Below are 14,987 nucleotides of genomic sequence, written 5' to 3'. Positions count from 1 at the left end.
TCCTGGTTGGTGCCGGGGATCCGCGAGAGGGGAACGCTCCCTCCACCGCCGAAAAAACATCCCCCCCTCTCTTGGGGCGGGGGGAGGAATGTGGTGTTGCCGGCGACGCGGACTTTCTTCCCCGACGCCATCTCGAAGCCGCCGCCGATGACCGCGCCCTGGAGGGCACTGATCACGGGACGCCCGCAGTACCGGATCGACTTGACGATCTCGTGGCTGGCCCGCGAGAAGAGACTGCTCTCGAACGGCTCCGACTCCCGGTGCTCGGCCAGGTCGAGCCCGGCGCAGAAGTGCTTGCCCTCACCCGTGAACACGACCGCCCGCACCGCGTCCGGGAGTTCGCTGAACGTATCCTTCAGGGAGTAGTACAGCTTCTGGGACAGGGCGTTGCGCTTCTCCGGCCGGTTCAGGGTTACGATGGCGATGGAGCCCTTGATCTCTGTGCGGACGAGCGGTTGTTCAGTCATGACGTTCCTCTGTGATGTGCCGCCGCTGGTCGCGGACGGCGATCGTTGGGGGTGCGGGAGTGAGGGTCGGCCCGGCTGCGCCGCCGACTCAGAACTCATGCTCGGGGATGGCCATGACGGCGCTCCCGCCGGCCCGGATCCGGATGGCGAGCGTCTCGATCTCGGGCAGCAGGTAGGAGCAGTAGAAGCGTGCGGTCCGCAGCTTGTTCTGGAGGAACGTCGGGTCCGCCGGGGCCCCCTGCAGACCCTTGTCCGCAGTGCCGGCCATCTTCGCCCACATGAACCCGAGGGAGAGGTACCCCACCATGTGCAGGTAGTCCAGCGACACCGCCGCCATGCCTTCCGGGTCCCTCTTCCAACGGGGGAGTTCCTCCTGTGTGAGCCGCACGACCGAGTCCAGGGCCTGTCGCAGCTCGTCGGTGATGCCGGGCAGACCGGTCCCGTCGAGCAGGTCGAGCGTCTGCCGGATCGAGTCGAAGTACCGGCTCAGGGTCTGGGCGTCGTCGCCCACCACTTTGCGGCCGATGAAGTCCATCGCCTGGATGCCGCTGGTTCCCTCCCCCAGCCGCAGCATCCGCACATCTCGCAGGTACTGCTCGGCACCGTTGTCCTGTATGAAGCCGTGTCCGCCGAAACACTGCAGCGCGATGTCGGTGCACTCGGATGCCTTGTCGGACAAGAACGCCTTGACCACGGGCGTGAGCAGCGAGACCAGTGCCTCGTGGGCCTCCTCCTCCAGTGGGTCGGGGTGAACCGCGGCGAGGTCCAGGTTCAGGCTCACCCAGAAACAGAAGGCCCGCCCGCCTTCGACCAGGGCACGCATCGTCATCAGCATCCGGCGTACGTCGGGGTGCACGATGATCGGATCGGCGGGCAGCTCGGGATGCTTGGGGCCGGTCACCGAGCGTCCCGCCAGGCGCTCGCGGGTGTAGTTCAGCGCGTTGCGGTAGGCCGCGTCCGATACGCCCACGGCACAGGCTCCGGTCGCCAGCCGCATGTGGTTCATGATGATGAACATGTTCGCCATGCCGCGGTTCGGGGCTCCGACGAGATAGCCGGTCGCACCGTCGAAGTTCGTCACGCAGGTCGGGCTGGCGTGGACGCCGAGCTTCTTCTCCAGCGAGCTGACGGAGAACCCGTTACGCTCACCGAGTTCGCCGTCGGGCCCCACGAGGTACTTCGGGACGAGGAACAGGCTGATCCCCCTGATCCCTTCCGGTGCGTTGGGCAGCCGCGCGAGGACGAGGTGGACGATGTTCTCGGTCAGGTCGTGATCGCCCCAGCTGTTGAACATCTTCGTGCCGGTGATCCGGAAGCTGCCGTCGGCGTTCAGCTCCGCCCGGGTCCGCAACAGACCCAGCGCCGTTCCGCAGTGGGGTTCCGTCAGCGACATCGCCGTCATCCACTCACCGGTGACGATCTTCGGCAGGTACCGGGCCTTGAGTTCGTCGGAGGCACGCCGGCTGATCACCTCGTACGCGCCCGGTGAGGTGAGTGGGGCCATGGCGAAGGAGAAATTGGCGCCGGCGAGTACCTCCTCGATGATGGTGTAGAGGAAGCCCGGCATGCCGTCGCCACCATCCTCGGTGCGACAGGTCAGCGAAGGCCAGCCGCCGTCGACGTAGCCACGATAGGCGTCGACGAAGCCGGGCGCGCACACGACACCGTCCGGGCCCAGTGTTGCGCCCACGCGGTCGCCTTCGGCGTTCCACGGTGCGATCTCCTTGGCTGCGAAATCGCCGAAAAGATCGATCGTGGACGAGACGAGGTCTTCGTCGACGTTCTCGAAACCGGAGAACTCCGTCAGGTGTCCCACGGCGAGGACATCGTTGAGGACGAACTTCAGATCGTCCAGGGGAGGTTGGTAATCAGGCATGACAGTCCTTTCCAGCTTCCTCCGACTCGGTTGCGGACAACCGTTCAGCCGGACTCGGTCACGGCTTCCCGAGCCGGTTCTCCCGCTTCGCGGAGCCGCCGGCGGTTCAGCTTGTTGGTCGCCGTCCTCGGCAACGACGACACGAAGTGGAACTTGCGCGGGCGTTGGTAGCCCGACAGTGGCGACGTGGCCATGAAGTCCTCCAGGGCCTTCGCCGTCAACGACGGGTCACCGGTCACCACGAAGGCGTGGACCTGCTGGCCCCACTCCGGATGCGGCAGACCGACGACTGCCGCCTCAGTCACGGACGGATGGCCCAGCAGCACCTCTTCGACCGCGTTGGGCATGATGTTGATGCCGCCCGAGATGATCATGTCGTCGCTGCGGCCCTCAAGGAACAGGAAACCGTCCTCGTCGAGTCGGCCCAGATCGCCGGAACGCCACCAGCGGCGGCCGTCCTCGTCCACGTGGAACAGCTTCGCTGTCAACGCCTCGTCGCCCCAGACGCCCTCGCCCACACTCGGCGAGGTCGCCATCACCTCGCCCACCTCGCCGACCGGCATCAGGTCATGGGCGCTGCCGCCCTCCCGGACGATGCGCACCTCGGTGTTGAGACACGGGCGTCCGACACTGTTGAGGCGTTCACCCCGCATGTCCTTGGCGACGTTGACGCTGACCATGCCGAACATCTCGGTGGAGCCATAGGCCTGGACGATGTTCGGCGACACCGTGTCCCGGATCCGCCGCAGTGTGGTGCTGTCCATCGGCTCCGCGGCGAACTGGGCCTGGACGACGCTGGCGTAGGTGTCCGCGTTCGAGTCCAGCGTCAGCAGCTTGCGCCACATGGTCGGGGTGAGGGACACGTGCGTGATCCGCTCACGCCGGATGGCGGCCAGGTATTCCGGCAGGTCGAACTTCTCCAGGAACACACAGCACGCGCCCGCGTTGAGGAACGGCACCCACGTCGCATAGCACCCCGTGAAGGCGGTGCTGTAGGGCACGATCACCCGTTGTCCCGGACGCAGGCCGGCGTAGATCCCCAGGGCGGTGCGTGCCGCGTCCACCGCACCCCGATGGCTGTGCAGGACCCCCTTGGGCAGCGACGTCGTCCCCGAGGACAGGATGATCACAGCGGGGTCGTCCTCGGCCGGTACCGGCAGGTCGTGAGCCGGCGCGAACCCTGCCAGGTCCCGCGGGACTTCCCGCCCCGACACCGGTGCCTCGGCGGAACCCGTGGCGCCGGATCGCAGCGGGATCCCCCTGAGCGGACCGGCGCACACCTCGCCCATCGCGGTCAGGGTCGGCGTGAGCGACGCGTCGTGCAGCACGAGGCCGATGTCGAACTTGTCGCACAGCCGCGCCAGGAGTTGCGCCGCCTCACGGGTATGGAAGACCACCGGAATCGCACCTGACCGCACCACCGCCAGCCACGCCACCAGGTGCACCGTCGAAGGCAGGGTCAGCAACCCCACGCGCATGCCGGGCACGACACCTTCGGCGCGCAGCAACGACACCATGCGGCGCGACGCCTCGTCCAGCTCACCGAACGTCAACCGCGAGACGCTGTCCACCGCGGCCTCGGAGTCGCGAAACACGCGCGCCACCCGATCGAACGCCGCACACACCGTCAACGGACTACCCGTCGACATAACTGCTCCTTTCGTACCCAGTCCGAACTGGGCGCCGGCCCGCAATCCGTCGCGGGCCGGCGGTTTCAGTGGATCCGGTCACTCCCGCGCGCCGGCCCGTCACCAACCGCCTGATCGCCGCGCCGCTCACTCCTCAGCCCTCCGGGAGAGGTCGTTCCACTCGTCGTCCATCGCTGCGCACACGGTTCTCACGCGGCCGCGGTGCCGCTCTCCCCGGGCAGGACCACCACGTTGACGAAGCCCCCCGGCCGCGACCCGACGAACTCGAAAGCCTCGTTGACCTCGGACAGGGCGAAGCTGCGGTGCTCCATGTACGACAGGTCGATCACGCCGGCGGCGATCATGGCGATCATCCGGTCGATCTCCGCCGCGTTGAACCAGTTGGATCCCTTGGCGTGGACGTCCTGCATCAGCACCTCCATGTAGGTCTGCGTGACGTCACCCACGGCACCGCCCGCGACCAGGGCCGCACCTCCACCGTCCTTGACCGCCCGCAGGAGCGCGCTGGTGCCACCGGCGTCGCCGCCCATGCCCAGGCAGTCGTACATCGCGTCGACGCCGATGCCGCCGGTGCGCTCCTTCGCCCAGGCCACGAGGTCGACTCCGTCCTCGGACGAGATCGTCTCGACGCGGCCGGGGGCCATCTGCCGCACCCGCTCCAGCAGTTCGCGGTTGCGCCCGACGCCCAGGATCTTCGTCGCGCCCATGCCGAGGGCGATCGCCACCGCGGCGACACCCAGCGTTCCCGTCACCCCGTTGATCAACAGGCTCTTGCCGGGGCCGAGGCCGGCCTTGAGGAGAGCGGCGAACGAGGTTCCGACGTATCCGAACCGCGAGGCCGTCAGCAGATCGATCGACTCCGGCAGGCGGGCGACCTTCGCCGCCGGGGACAGCACGTACTCCGACAGGCCGCCCAGCGGGTACTGGTTGATCACCTGCCCACCGTGTTCCGTCGGCGCCATGTAACCGCGCAGGCAGCCGTATGGGCAGAGGTCGGTCCGCCCGCGCCGGCACTGGTGGCATGTGTTGCAGGTCAGCCACGGGTCGACGTAGACCCGCTCCCCCACCTCGAGATCGATGACGTGCTCACCCACCGCCTCGACCGTCCCCGCCACGTCGAGCCCGAACACCGCGGGAAAGTCCTGCATCACGAACGGGGTGTAGCCATTGATGACGTTGAACGAGTTGGGCACGAGCGAGCAGGCCGCGACCTTGACCAGGACGTCGTTCGGGCCTGGAACCGGCTTGTCGGCCAAGCCGACCTCAAGCGGTTTGCCCGGGGCGACGAGACGGGCGACATTGATCTTTGGCATGGTCTGAACCTCACTGTTCGGGACCCCCTCACCCCTGGGCAGACGCAGCAGTGTGAAGAGAAAGCAGCAGTGTGAAAAGAAGAGGGAAGGCCTGTTGCACCTTGCGGGTCAGGTGGAGATGTCGGGATGGGGCAGCGTGACGTGTGCCAGGCGGCGCGCGTACTCCCTGTGAAATCCCAGTGGTTCGTCGAAGTCGTGCTCGAAAAGCGCGATGAACAGCGTCACGGTGAGGAAGGGGTGGGCACCCAGGTGGAAAAGAGTGACGTAGTCGTGCGTGCTGAGCGCCTCCCGCTCGACGTCGTCGAAGGCGAGCCAGGTGCTGCGCTCGTCGTCGCGGGCGCCCAGGATCCGGTTGGCCTCGTGCTCCTCCCACCACGCGACGGTTCCGCGCGGGTCCTCGTGGTACCGCTCCGTCAGCTCGCTGTCCCGGTCAATGGTGAAGAGGAACTTGTTGACGAGATATCTGCTCACTGCGGGGCCCCTTCCGGGTACCACGTGAAGTAGGCCTCCATCGTGTGGTAGAGGTCGAGGGTGTCGACGTAGTCCGCCTTCGCGTTCTCCCCGGCGACACCCATCATGAGCATGAAGTCCATGAATCCGTGCGTGGCGTTGCCCGGCAGGTGCAGGCTGTCGAGCGTCACCTCTGAGAGGCATCCGTCGAAGTCGCCCGACGCGATCCAGTTGACGGCCTTGCGGTCGAACTCCGGGTCCGGTCCGTGCTCGCCGAACTGGCGGGGCCCGCCGAGTTCGAGCGACAGGTGGCCGGTCCCGATCACGGCCACCCGCAGGTTCTCCGGCCACGAGTCGATGATCTCCCGGATCGTCTCGCCCAGCCTGATGAACCGCTCCGGCCTGGGCAGCGGCGGCGCGAAGATGTTCGTGTAGATCGGCACGATCGGCAGATCCGCTTCTGGCCTCAGGGTGATGATCGGGCAGGTGATCGAGTGGTCGATCCGCAGCTCGTTGCTGAACGCGAGGTCGTAGCCCGCGTCGATCCCCTTCCGGAGGATGTGGGCCGACAGTTCCTCATGGCCCTGGAACTTCATGCGCGGAAGCCCGAACTCCCGTTCCTCGTTCCACCAGTTGGCGTCGTAGACGGGGGCTTTGCCGACGAGGAACTGGGGCATGTTGTCCAGCCACAGCTGGTGGAAGTGGTCCGCGCCGACCATGACGAGCACGTCGGGGCGGGCCGAGGTCAGCGTCGCGCGGAACCGTTCGATTTTCGCGACCCACTCGTCGGCGAACGGCGGGCGGTCGGCTCCGGTGGCCGTGCTGGCCCGGTAGTAGAACGGATGGTGCGTTGAGGCGATCACTGCGCACACAGTCGCCATCGGAGTCTCCTCTAGGTGGGCATGATCAGGAGCAGGTCACAGTCCGTCCGGACCGGCTGGGTCGAGCGGCCACGGACCGCCCCGGTAGGTGGTTGCAAATGCGGCTGCACCGCTACGGACCGAACGTCACGACCTGCCGCGCGGACGCGGTACCGGTCTTCTGTGCGGACCAGGCCTCCGGCAGCCGGTCGAGCGGGACCCGCTCGAAGGCGACCTCCAGGCGGCCGGCCGCCGCGAGCTCGCCGATCTCGTCGAGCGCGGCCAGCAGCTGCTCGCGGGACAGGTCGTTGTTGGAGTAGCCGAGGATCTGCCGGGCACCTCCGCGTACGACGGACGAGGCGAAGACCGCCTGGTCACCGGCCGTGGCGCCGAGATTCACCAGACGCCCCCGCGGCCGCAGACACAGCATGGCGGCCGCTGCCGGTTCCCCCCACAGCCCGTCGAGCACGAGGTCGAACGGGTCGCTCGAAAGCTCGTTGATCCGGGCCGCCAGCTCGGCGGGGCTCTCGTCGTCCCGCATCTGCACGCAGTCGGCACCCAGGGACCGGGCCGCAGCCATGCTCCGGTCGGAGCGGCAGAGCGCCACGACGCGTTTCACGCCGCGTGCCCGGGCGAGCTGGATCGCGGACTGCCCGACCACACCGCCGCCGCCCAGCACCAGGACCGACTCACCGGCGACCAGTCCACCCGTCCAGGTCATCGCCATCAGAGCGGCGACCGCGGACAGGCCCAGGGCCGCGAGCAACCCGGGGTCGACGTCGTTGACCACCGGGAACACGTCCTCGTCCGGCACGGCCACCACTTCGCTGAGGGCGCCGTCGCCCGGCGCCATGCCGGCCCAGGTGCGGAACCAGACCAAGCCGCCCGCGTCCCCGGCCGGGCCGACGACCGCACCGACGCCCTGCACGCCCGGAACGTACGGCAGCGCGGGCGCGCCGAGGTACGCCCGACCGGAGGCGCAGAGCAGATCCAGTCGGCTGATCGGCGCCGCGAGCGTGCGGATCAGCGTGTGTCCCGGCGGGGTCGGTGGCAGGGCCCGGGACCGGACCACCGGCGCGGTCCTGTACTCCTCCAGGACACCGGCGCGGACCGTGATGCCGGGTGCCGCGCCCGGGCTGGTCACTCCCATACCAGCCCCCCGACGGGCAGGCCGGAAGGGCTCGTCAGGTCGAGGCGGAGCATGCGTCCCGGCATGAACACCCCGCACTGTTGATCCAACATAGCGGACATCGGCTCCACTCCCCAGGTCATTGAGGCGTCATTCTGTCCGCGCCAACTAAAAACCGTGGACCAGGTCGAACGGAAGGTTCCGTCCATCCCCCGATGTGTGCTGCGACTGAGCCGACGGCGCACGGTCCGGTGCCGAGTGGTCCGATTGCCCAGTTCCTACGATGCCGACTGGGCGATCGGCGCAATGACAGAGCCGACCGGGCGACGCAGGGCCCGACACGCGCTCCGGAGGCGGTCAGCCCTGGCGCAGGATCTCGTCGCCGAAGACGTCGGCGAGCACGAGCGCGGCGTGCAGGTCGAAGATGTCGCCGGCGAAGTCGCGCCCCAGGCACTCTGCGGCCTTGTGCACGCGGGCCGATACGGTGTTCCGCGCGATGTGCAGCCGCCGCGCCGTCTCGTTCGGGCTCGAGTGCGCGTCGAAGTAGGTCTTCAGGGTGTGCCGAAGCTCGGCCGCCTGCCGGTCCCGCCCGAGCAGCCCGTCGAGTCGGCCGGCCACGAAGGCGCGTGCACGCGGGAAGTCGGCTGCCATGAGCAGCACGACCTCCAAGTCCCGGTAGCGCCACAGAGCGGGTGGGCTGCTCACCCGCGCGCGCAGGTCACGGACCTCGCACGCCTGCCGGAGGGTCGTCCGGAAACCGGCGACCCCGGCCCCGCATCCTCCGACGGAGACCACGACCCCGCCCGGCAGGGACACCGCCGGGTCGACGGCTTCGAGCCCTCTGCCGACACCGCCCAGCCACACCCAGACCTCGTCTTCCGTCGGATGCACGAGGCGCTGGGGGGACTGCGACGCCCTCGCTATCCGGTAGCCGAGCCTCCGCAGGTCCTCGGCGCCGACCGTAGAGCTACCGCTGCCGTCATGGGAGAGCACAACGGCCTGGTGAACCTGCTGGAGCGAGTACTGCAGCACGCCCTCGAACTCGTCGATCAGGCCGCCGCGCGGGGCGAGACTTCCCTCGTCCCGCGAGAGGAGGTCCTGTACGGCTCGTACGCGTGCGGCCGCCGGGCTGGCCGTGAAGCGGGCGTGCTCCTGGCTGTAGATCTCCGAAGCCGTCCTGGCGAACCGGTCCCAGTGCTGGAAAAGCCGTGCGGACACGGAGCGGAGGGAGGCCCCCCGGCGCTCAAGGGGAGCCAGTTGCTCACAGGCGGCCAGGAACACCTCGGACATGCAGGCGTGCCCGAGCCGGAGGCCGTTGACCAGTTCCTCCAGGGTGATCTCACCGTTCGCGCACTGGGTGATGTTGCGCTTCGCGTCGTCGGTGATCGCGGGAACGGCGCCGACCCCGCTCATCTCCAGCAGGGCGCTTAGCGTGATCGACTCCGTGGCCGGGGGCAGGGTGGGGTCGTTGCCGAGGGGCGGGATGCCCTCCGAGAGCCGTGCGGCGACCTCGGCGCCGACCTGCGCGGCCCAGGCGACAGCACCCGGTCCGAGGCGGCGGAGCACGGTGTCGACCAGTTCCGGGTCGGCCACGGGTTCCGGAACGGGCATTGCGGGGTCAGGACGGAGTTGCTCCAACCAGTCCTCACGCACCGCCGGAGATCCGACGCGCGGAGATCCGACGCGCATGCCCGGGTCAGCAGCCATGTCCCACACCACCAGGTCGCATGTGCCCGCCCGCCCCGCGGTGGGAGCAGTGCCATGTGCGGGTGCGCTCCGCTCGGGCCGCGCCGTCGGAGCAAGGCGGTGCGAGGTCGAACCGTGCACCTTGCCGGGGTCTCGGCACCGAGGTCCTGACCCCAGAAGGTCGGGGGATCTTTCCGCGCACCCGCTGCCTTGTCAAGGGTAGCCGCAGGCCTGGTCGGCGGCCTGGCGGGAGGCCGGCCGCGGTGGAGCCGCAGCCCAGCGCCCGGACCCGTGCACCTTGACGTCGCAGAGGCACCCTCCTAACGTCCTCTATGCAAAACATACGATCCTCTATGGCGGTCATTCGATGAAACTAGCGTCCTCGTTCACGATTCCAGCCGCAGCCGACAAGGTTGTGACCCTTTTCCTCGACCCAACCACGATGAGTTCCTGCATTCCGGGGTGCGAGGAGCTGATCCAGACCGACGAAACCCACTACAAGGGCAGCCTTGTCAACGAGGTCGCCCACGTGCGGTTCAAGGCAGGCTTCACAGCGGAGATCACCTCCCTGACGATGTCCGAGAACTCAGCGCAGCCGGCGGTGGTGAAGGCCGTCCTGCGCGGTGAGGACCGCCGTCTGGGCAGCACCATCCGGATGGATGCGACGCTCACCGTGACCCCGCAGGGTGCCACCGGTGACACATCCGAGGTGAGCTACGAGTTCGAGCTCGGTATCCGGGGCAAGCTGGGCCGACTCGGCGAGTCGGTGATCCGCCGCCGCACCGCGGAGGTGGAGAAGCACTTCGCCGAGGCCCTCACCGCCATCTGCACCGGCCGCCCGGTGCCGCAGAGCGGGAAGGGCGAGGGGGACAAGAAGCTCCGCGCAGTCCCGGCCACCCAGCCGGTCGACTCAGGCGGCCTGACGACGGCCCCGGTGCCGCAGCCGGCCGGCGCAGCCCGGTTCGCCGTGGCTCCGGTCGAGGAGCAGCCGCGCCAGAACTGGCTCGTGCTCGGCCTCGCCGTCGCCGCGTCGTTCGCCTACGGCATCCTGGTCGGCGGGCGCAAGGGCGGCCGCAGGTGACCGCCGTCCGCGTCCACCGCCCGGAGTCCCTCGAAGAGGCGACCTCCCTGCTCGGCGAGCTGGACGACGTGATGGTCTACGGCGGTGGCACCGCCATCCAGATCCTGCGCAAGCAGGGCCTGCTCTTCACGGAGGACTTCGTCGACATCGGGCGGGTTCCCGGTCTGCGCGACCTCACCGCCACCGCCGACGGCCTCACCGTCGGAGCACTGGTGCCCCTGCGCCGAGTGGAGACCGATCCGCAGGTGCGGCGGCTCGCTCCGCTCGCTGCCGAGACCTACGGGCAGGCCGCCCATCCCCGGGTCCGCAACACTGCGAGCTCGGGTGGCAATATCGCCCACGGCGACTACCGGCTCGACCCGCCGACCGCGCTGGTCGTCCTCGACGCCACCGTCCACCTCGCCTCCGCCGCGGGCACGCGTGAGGTGTCGATCCGTGAGTTCTTCACCGACTTCCAGGAGACCGCCGTCGAGCACGGCGAACTGATCACGGCCATCACCGTGCCGCGCCAGCCCGAGGGCGCGCGGGGAAGCTTCGCCAAGATGCGCAGCCTCAGCGAGCACGACTGGCCCTGCGCCTCCGCAGCGGTCCTCGCGGTCCCCGACGGTGACTTCGTCGAGATCCGGATCGGACTGGGGGCCGTAGCCCCCACGACCGTCTACCTGGCCTACGACCTCACGCCGGACATGGACGAGCAGCAGGCCGTCGAAGCCGCCATCGACATCGCGAACTCCGCGATGGACCCGATCGCCGACATCCGGGGCAGCGCGTCGTACAAGGCGCACCTGGGCCGGGTCGCCGTCGAGGAGGCCGTCCGTCGCAGCCTGAAGGAGCTCCCCCGTGACTAAGAACCTCCGCACCACACCGCGCGCCAAGACCCCGCCCGTCGAGGTGGAGCCCGCTGCCGACGAGCCCGATCCCCGCTACGGCGTCGGCGAGCGCCGCAAGCGGTTCGACGCACTCGGCCGGGTGCGCGGCACCATCCGCTACACCGGTGACGAAGGCATCGCGCCCGGCACCGTGTTCGTCGGCGTCCATCGCAGCACCATGCCCCACGCCCGGATCGTGGCCGTGCACACCGAGGCGGCCCTCGAGATCGAAGGTGTACTGGAGGTGGTCACCGGCAGCGACCTGTACAAGGTGCTCGGTGACCGCATCTACACGGGCCCCGCCTTCGCCGACCAGCCGTGCCTCGCGGTCGACAAGACCCGCTTCGTCGGCGAGGCGGTCGCGGCGGTGCTCGCCACCGACCTCGCGACCGCCCGCTCCGCCGTCGACGAGATATCCGTCGAGTACGAGGAGCTGCCACCCGTATACGACGTCGAGGACGCTCTGCGCGGCGACTCGTTCGTCCACGAAGAGCTGCGCCCGAGCTCGGTGTTCGCCGACCTCGCCCACCTGCACGGCGTGCGGGGCACGAATGTCGCCTACGAGTACCGGCAGGTCACCGGCGACGCGGCCACCGAGCACGCGCGCGCCGCGACGACCGTGTCCGCGACGACCTGGGCGCCGCCCACCCATCACGTGCCGATCGAGTTGCCGTCGACCACGGCGTGGGTCGACAGCGGCAGGCTGGAGATGCTCTCCACCACCCAGACACCGTCGTACGTCCGGCAGACGGTTTCGGATCTGCTGGATCTGCCGTTGTCCCGCGTGCGGATCATGACGCGGCCGCTGGGCGGCAGCTTCGGGTGCAAGATGTACGACCGTCTGGAGCCGCTGGCCGCGGCCCTCGCCTGGACCACGGGCCGCCGGGTGCGGATCGACGCGACCCGTGAGGAAGCGTTCCTGCTGACCACTCGGCACGGTGCCGAGGTGATCGGCTCGATGTCCGCGGACGCCGACGGCAACATCGTGGCCGTGAGCTCGGACGTGCGGTACGACACCGGCGCCTTCGCCGACGTCGGACCGCGGATCGCCGCCAAGTCGGGCCTGGTCGCGCCCGGGCCCTATCGGATCGCGAGCGTCGACGTGCGGTCACGCTGCATCTACACGAACAAGGTCTCGGCCGGCCCGTTCCGCGGCTTCGGCGTCCCCCAGGTCACGTGGTCGCACGAGACCCTCGTCGACGAGCTCGCCCGCGAACTCGGGGAGGACCCCTACCTCTACCGCCGGCGCCATCTCCTGCGCGAGGGCGACATCGCCACCGTCGGCACGAAGATGCACAGCGCCGACTTCCTCACCTGCATCGACGAGGTCACCAAGGCGATCGGGTGGGACGAGCCCACACCGCAGGGCGACGGCCGGTGGGTGCACGGGAAGGGCGTCGCCGTGGGTATGAAGGCGGTCCTCACGCCGACCATCGCCAACGCCACGCTCAACCTCAACCAGGACGGCTCCGCGACACTGCTGATCAGCACGGTCGACATGGGCCAGGGCAGCGACACGATCATGTCGCAGATCGCAGGCGAGGTCCTCTGCCTCGACAGCCGCCGCATCCACGTCGTCCGTGCCGACACCGACGCGACCCCCTACGACACGATCACCGCGGGAAGCCGCTCGACCTACCACACGGGCAACGCCGTGCGGCTCGTCGCCGAGGCGATGCGGACCAAGCTGCTGGGCTTCGCGGCCGAGCAGTGGGGCGTGCCCGCGAGGGAGCTCGTGCTCGACGCACGGGGCGTGACCCACAAGAAGAGCGACAAGCTCGTCACACTGCCCGAACTGGTGCGTGCCAAGTTCGGCGCCCGCGGGGCGACGGTCACCACCTCGGAGAACTTCACCAGCTGGTGGGTGCCCTACGACCACGACACCGGCCTGTCGGAGAAGGTGACCGAGCACTGGTTCGCCGGTGCCGCGGCCGTCCGGATCGCGGTCGACACCTACACCGGGCGGATCCGCACCCAGCACCTCGCGATCGCGGGCGACGTCGGCCGGGCCATCAACCCGACGCTGGTCGAGCAGCAGCTGACCGGCGCGGCGGTGATGGGCATCGGACACACGTTGTTCGACGAGCTGGTCTTCGACCAGGGTCAGATCACCAACGCGACGCTCCTGGACTACCAGTTGCCCTCGATCAAGGACGTGCCCGAGAAGATGACCCCGATCATCGTCGAGAGCGCGCACCGCGAGGGGCCGTTCGGCGCCAAGGGCGTCGGTGAGACCACCATCCTGCCGATCGCCCCGGCCTACGCCGGCGCGGTCCGCGACGCCTGCGGCGTCCGCATCACGACCCTGCCCCTCACGCCGGAGCGGGTGCTGCACCACCTCGCGGCCTCTGAGAACGCCCGGAAGGCGAAGCGATGAACGAGATCACTCTGCGGGTCAACGGCACACCGCACAAGGTCGCAGTCGACGACACCACGGTGCTGCTCGACGCGCTGCGCCAGCGGATCGGCATCACCAGCACACGCGAGGGGTGCGGTGTCGGCGCCTGCGGTGCCTGCACCGTCCTCGCCGACGGCACGAGCGTGTCCTCCTGCCTGGCCTCGGCCGTGCGGTACGACGGTGTCCCGCTGACCACCGCCGACGGGCTCGCGGAGGACGACCCCGTGGTCTCGTCCTTCGTCGACAGCGACGCGATGCAGTGCGGGTACTGCATCCCCGGTTTCGTGCTCATGACCAAGGAGCTGCTGGCGGAGAACCCGACGCCGAGCGATGAGGAGATCGCCGATCACCTCGAGGGCAACATCTGCCGCTGCGCCACCTACCCGGAGATCATCAAGGCCGTGCGGCTCGCGGCGGACAGGACCGCACCGTGATCCTGGAACGCCCCTGGGGCTCCATGCACTACCTCGACGAAGGATCCGGTGCGCTCGTCGTCCTGCTCCACCCCCTCGCCGAGGCCGGTGAGTTGTGGCGCCGATGGATCGACGAACTGACGCCGCGTTTCCGGGTCGTCGCACCGGACGCCCGCGGGCACGGCGACTCCGTGTGGGACGGCACCGAGTTCTCGGTCCCTGATCTCGCCGCCGACGTCGCGGCCCTCGTCGACCACCTCGGCGCCGGGCCGGCCCGGGTCGCAGCGCTCTCCATGGGCGGTTGCACGGCGGTGGCCCTCGCGGTGCGCCATCCCCACCTCGTGCACAGCCTGGTGCTGGCCGACACGACCGCCGACTACGGGCCGGGCAAGGAGACTGCCTGGGGCGAGCGGGCGGCAAAGGCCATCACGGTCCCACGCGAGCAGCAACTCGCCTTCCAGGTCGACCGCTGGTTCTCGCCACGCTTCCTCAAGCAGGACCCGGCCGAGGTCGAACGTATCTCCCGGATCTTCACCCGGACCGACTCCCCGGCGCACGCCGCGGCCTGCCGGGCCCTGCGCGCCTACGACGACTCCGCACGGCTCGGGGAGATCACGGCCCCCACCCTGGTGCTCGTCGGTGAGGACGACTACGCCACCCCGCCGGCCATGGCAAAGGCCCTGCACGCCGGCATCGCCGGATCGCGACTCCAGGTGCTTCCCGAGGTCCGGCACCTCAGCCTCGTGGAGAGCCCGCAGGCCCGGGCACTGGCCAGCGAGCACCTCGCCCCGTGAAC

13 protein-coding genes are annotated in these 14,987 nt (G+C 69.2%); 5 read left to right on the top strand and 8 right to left on the bottom strand.

The window, feature by feature from the left end; all coding sequences use genetic code 11:
• The 8 genes from ACFU95_RS40525 to ACFU95_RS40490 all read right to left on the bottom strand — a co-directional run.
• Positions 1 to 467: enoyl-CoA hydratase-related protein (locus ACFU95_RS40525; protein WP_383839297.1), on the bottom strand; the 467-nt coding region annotated here is incomplete at its 3' end.
• Between the two features lie 88 nt (positions 468 to 555).
• A complete protein-coding gene (locus ACFU95_RS40520) occupies positions 556 to 2,343 on the bottom strand; it encodes an acyl-CoA dehydrogenase C-terminal domain-containing protein (RefSeq protein WP_152167162.1) in 1,788 nt (595 codons plus the stop codon).
• A gap of 44 nt (positions 2,344 to 2,387) precedes the next feature.
• Positions 2,388 to 3,992 carry a class I adenylate-forming enzyme family protein gene (locus ACFU95_RS40515; protein WP_383839294.1) on the bottom strand — a complete coding sequence of 535 codons (1,605 nt, stop codon included), beginning with the start codon at positions 3,990 to 3,992 and terminating at the stop codon, positions 2,388 to 2,390.
• Between the two features lie 188 nt (positions 3,993 to 4,180).
• Positions 4,181 to 5,305, bottom strand: coding sequence for an alcohol dehydrogenase catalytic domain-containing protein (locus tag ACFU95_RS40510; RefSeq protein WP_383839291.1), 1,125 nt, complete (start codon positions 5,303 to 5,305; stop codon positions 4,181 to 4,183).
• 108 nt (positions 5,306 to 5,413) lie between these two features.
• Positions 5,414 to 5,776 carry a hypothetical protein gene (locus ACFU95_RS40505; protein WP_152167165.1) on the bottom strand — a complete coding sequence of 121 codons (363 nt, stop codon included), beginning with the start codon at positions 5,774 to 5,776 and terminating at the stop codon, positions 5,414 to 5,416.
• Positions 5,773 to 6,636, bottom strand: coding sequence for an extradiol ring-cleavage dioxygenase (locus tag ACFU95_RS40500; RefSeq protein ID WP_152167166.1), 864 nt, complete (start codon positions 6,634 to 6,636; stop codon positions 5,773 to 5,775). The genes ACFU95_RS40505 and ACFU95_RS40500 overlap by 4 nt, the downstream gene beginning before the upstream one ends.
• 112 nt (positions 6,637 to 6,748) lie before the next feature.
• Positions 6,749 to 7,765, bottom strand: coding sequence for a zinc-binding alcohol dehydrogenase family protein (locus tag ACFU95_RS40495; protein WP_152167167.1), 1,017 nt, complete (start codon positions 7,763 to 7,765; stop codon positions 6,749 to 6,751).
• A gap of 336 nt (positions 7,766 to 8,101) precedes the next feature.
• Positions 8,102 to 9,355, bottom strand: a complete 1,254-nt coding sequence (locus ACFU95_RS40490; RefSeq protein ID WP_383839286.1) for a PucR family transcriptional regulator — start codon at positions 9,353 to 9,355, stop codon at positions 8,102 to 8,104.
• Positions 9,356 to 9,797: 442 nt separating this feature from the next.
• On the opposite strand from ACFU95_RS40490, the gene ACFU95_RS40485 reads away from it, so the two are divergent.
• The 5 genes from ACFU95_RS40485 to ACFU95_RS40465 are packed head-to-tail and all read left to right on the top strand — an operon-like array spanning position 9,798 to position 14,985.
• Positions 9,798 to 10,511 (top strand): CoxG family protein, encoded by a 714-nt coding sequence (locus tag ACFU95_RS40485; protein WP_383839284.1) that lies wholly within the window; start codon positions 9,798 to 9,800, stop codon positions 10,509 to 10,511.
• Positions 10,508 to 11,359: a xanthine dehydrogenase family protein subunit M gene (locus ACFU95_RS40480; RefSeq protein ID WP_226966638.1), complete on the top strand. Its 852-nt coding sequence runs from the start codon at positions 10,508 to 10,510 to the stop codon at positions 11,357 to 11,359. The genes ACFU95_RS40485 and ACFU95_RS40480 overlap by 4 nt, the downstream gene beginning before the upstream one ends.
• Complete coding sequence (locus ACFU95_RS40475) at positions 11,352 to 13,757, top strand: xanthine dehydrogenase family protein molybdopterin-binding subunit (protein WP_383839281.1); 2,406 nt, start codon at positions 11,352 to 11,354, stop codon at positions 13,755 to 13,757. Before ACFU95_RS40480 ends, ACFU95_RS40475 begins: the two co-directional genes overlap by 8 nt.
• A complete protein-coding gene (locus tag ACFU95_RS40470; protein ID WP_152167170.1) occupies positions 13,754 to 14,212 on the top strand; it encodes a (2Fe-2S)-binding protein in 459 nt (152 codons plus the stop codon). The genes ACFU95_RS40475 and ACFU95_RS40470 overlap by 4 nt, the downstream gene beginning before the upstream one ends.
• On the top strand, positions 14,209 to 14,985 hold the full coding sequence (locus ACFU95_RS40465) for an alpha/beta fold hydrolase (RefSeq protein WP_383839278.1): 777 nt from the start codon (positions 14,209 to 14,211) through the stop codon (positions 14,983 to 14,985). The genes ACFU95_RS40470 and ACFU95_RS40465 overlap by 4 nt, the downstream gene beginning before the upstream one ends.
• The last annotated feature ends 2 nt before the right edge of the window (positions 14,986 to 14,987 follow it).

The organism is Streptomyces sp. NPDC057623 (assembly GCF_042800355.1).
GTDB lineage: Bacteria > Actinomycetota > Actinomycetes > Streptomycetales > Streptomycetaceae > Streptomyces.
Note: the sequence above shows the minus strand (reverse complement) of the source record. Positions and strands in the feature narration are given on the sequence as shown.

Bases quoted from the DNA above. Each gene is read 5' to 3' on its own strand.
- ACFU95_RS40500 (WP_152167166.1), bottom strand. From the start codon at position 6,636: ATGGCGACTGTGTGCGCAGTGATCGCCTCAACGCACCATCCGTTCTAC.
- ACFU95_RS40495 (WP_152167167.1), bottom strand. From the start codon at position 7,765: ATGGGAGTGACCAGCCCGGGCGCGGCACCCGGCATCACGGTCCGCGCC.
- ACFU95_RS40515 (WP_383839294.1), bottom strand. From the start codon at position 3,992: ATGTCGACGGGTAGTCCGTTGACGGTGTGTGCGGCGTTCGATCGGGTG.
- ACFU95_RS40510 (WP_383839291.1), bottom strand. From the start codon at position 5,305: ATGCCAAAGATCAATGTCGCCCGTCTCGTCGCCCCGGGCAAACCGCTT.
- ACFU95_RS40470 (WP_152167170.1), top strand. From the start codon at position 13,754: ATGAACGAGATCACTCTGCGGGTCAACGGCACACCGCACAAGGTCGCA.
- ACFU95_RS40490 (WP_383839286.1), bottom strand. From the start codon at position 9,355: ATGCCCGTTCCGGAACCCGTGGCCGACCCGGAACTGGTCGACACCGTG.
- ACFU95_RS40520 (WP_152167162.1), bottom strand. From the start codon at position 2,343: ATGCCTGATTACCAACCTCCCCTGGACGATCTGAAGTTCGTCCTCAAC.
- ACFU95_RS40485 (WP_383839284.1), top strand. From the start codon at position 9,798: ATGAAACTAGCGTCCTCGTTCACGATTCCAGCCGCAGCCGACAAGGTT.